The sequence below is a fragment of the Bartonella sp. ML69XJBT genome, assembly GCF_028618515.1.
Lineage (GTDB): Bacteria > Pseudomonadota > Alphaproteobacteria > Rhizobiales > Rhizobiaceae > Bartonella.
In genome coordinates, this window is the sequence record NZ_JAQITB010000088.1 from 1 (window position 1) to 2,237 (window position 2,237).

General features: G+C 38.4%; 1 protein-coding gene. It reads right to left on the reverse strand.

Annotated elements, in window-relative coordinates; genetic code table 11:
- Window positions 1–1,807, reverse strand: a 1,807-nt coding sequence (locus PVV68_RS10105) for a DEAD/DEAH box helicase family protein (RefSeq protein ID WP_273783009.1), incomplete at its 3' end; no start/stop codon positions are given.
- Window positions 1,808–2,237: the final 430 nt, after the last annotated feature.

A 2,237-nucleotide genomic window follows, 5' to 3' on the forward strand; every position in this document is an offset into this window, starting at 1 on the left:
CCGTCTTTTTTCCCTTGGCACGACGCATCACACGCCCCACCGCCTGTATTACATCCACTTGGCTATTGCGCGGGTGTAAAAACATGATGGCATCAAGAGCAGGGACATCAATCCCTTCTGAAAGACACCTTACATTGCTTAAAATCCGACAAACATTTTTACCCGCATCTTGTCTTAGCCAATCCAACTCTTCATTGCGTTTTTTGACACTTTGCTTTCCGTCAATATGTCTTACTTCACAGTTCAAAAAGGGAACCGTTTTAAGGAAATCATTGATATGAGATTTGATAATTTTATTGAAGAGCTTTGTAACATATTGAGAGGTGTTGATATCTTTGCAAAAAGCTAAAGCTTTACGCATAGGCTCTGTATCATCATCATCAACAGCTGCTTCCTTATCTATTTTAGTCAGAGCTCTATAACAGCCAATAATTTTTGCCGCATCATCTAAATCAATTTCACGGTTTTCATTGGCAATAATCTCCTGTATGGCTGGTGTGATATAGGTTTCATCAATGCCTAAGACCACAATCTTGTAAGGGGTTAAAAGTTCATTATCGACAGCTTCTGCGAAGCTATAATGATGGAGTTGTTTGCCAAAAAGCACCTCATCATCCATAGACGCCAAAACGGCATTAATCTCATCAGCCCGTCTTTTGGCAGTCTCACTAAAGATACGAGGCGTTGCTGTCATGTATAGACGTTTTTTACCCCGAATAATGCTGTTATCATGAACTTTAACAAATTCAGATTCATTGTCCTCACTTCCCAATGAAGTTCCAGTGGTTCTATGGGCTTCATCACAAATGATCAGATCAAATTCGGGTAAACCATAGTCTTTTTGCGCATCCGAAATCACTTGAATGGAATGATAGGTTGAAAAGATCACTGTCATTGCCTCTGCGAAGCTTTCACAAGCCTCTTTGGCAAGTGCTTTGGCATCCGTCGTAGCAGGGAGAACAAGGTCTGATGTTTCCATGCCAACAATATCATCTTGGTTTTTACGACGCTTGCCAACTTTTGTATCCGAACACACCGCAAAAGAACGCAAGGGCACTTGTGCATCGGCTGTCCATTCACGGATCGTTTGCGAGACTAAAGCAAGGGAGGGCACCAGAAACAACACACGCTTGCCTTTTCCGGCGAGAGTTTCGGCTATTTTAAGGCTAGTGAAAGTCTTACCTGTCCCACATGCCATAATCAACTTGCCACGGTCTGCTTCTTGTAACCCTTCACAGACTCTTTTGATGGCTTCCTCTTGATGGGGACGAGGCTCTTTTGTTGATTTCAAAACAACTTCTTTTTTTGTTGCAAATATTTGCCAGTCTATACGACTGTTTTCCATATAACGAAGGTCAATACGATAAACGGGTATCGCTTGTCCTTTAATCATTGCATTCACATTGTCAGTTAATTCACTTTCCGTGCTATCAACGAGAAGGCGGTATTTAAAGATGTCTTTTCCAGAGGCAGCGATAAAGCTATCAATATCCTTTTTACTGATCTGATGATCTGCTTTATAAAACTTACATTGAATAGCGACATATCCCTCTTGATTGCGAAGCTTAGCGACTAGATCAATGCCGATATCATTTTTATTCCAATCTTTACGTTCTTTTGCCCATTCAAAATAGCTTTCAACCTTTTCATACCGTCCATAATGGAGAGGGTCATGCATAAGATATTTGCTAACAAAATCTTCAAAAATTTTCCCCCGTTCAGCATTTGATGTTGCTTGTTCGCGATAATATTCCAACAGAGAGCGTAAAGTGACTTGTTTATTATCAGACTTAACAGATTGCAGCATATTACAACAGAGCTCCATTTTGGTATGAGAGGGTTAATTCTCTTCAAAAGAATCGAAATGAAGCTTATTAAATCCATTTTGGACGAATTGAGAAAAAAATGCAGGAAAATGCGAAAAAACGGATATTTTTTTTCAAAAAGGGTTTAAAAGGCTCTTTATCCACAGCCTATGACGTAAGTCAGATCAACAACAGAATAGTGAAATTTGCTCTTTATTTCACATATCATTCAAGACAAATGCACTATGTGTTTAAAAAGATCAGAGTGAGTATTTTGATAGGTTTTATGCGTCATTGAAATGATTACTTTTGTCAGTTCAATTTACAGACACAAACTGACAAATATATATTATTGATTGAATTTATGGGTTGTATCTTGATAAGGGTTGTATCATTAAAATACTAACATATTGAAATATAATGTTTTTAATT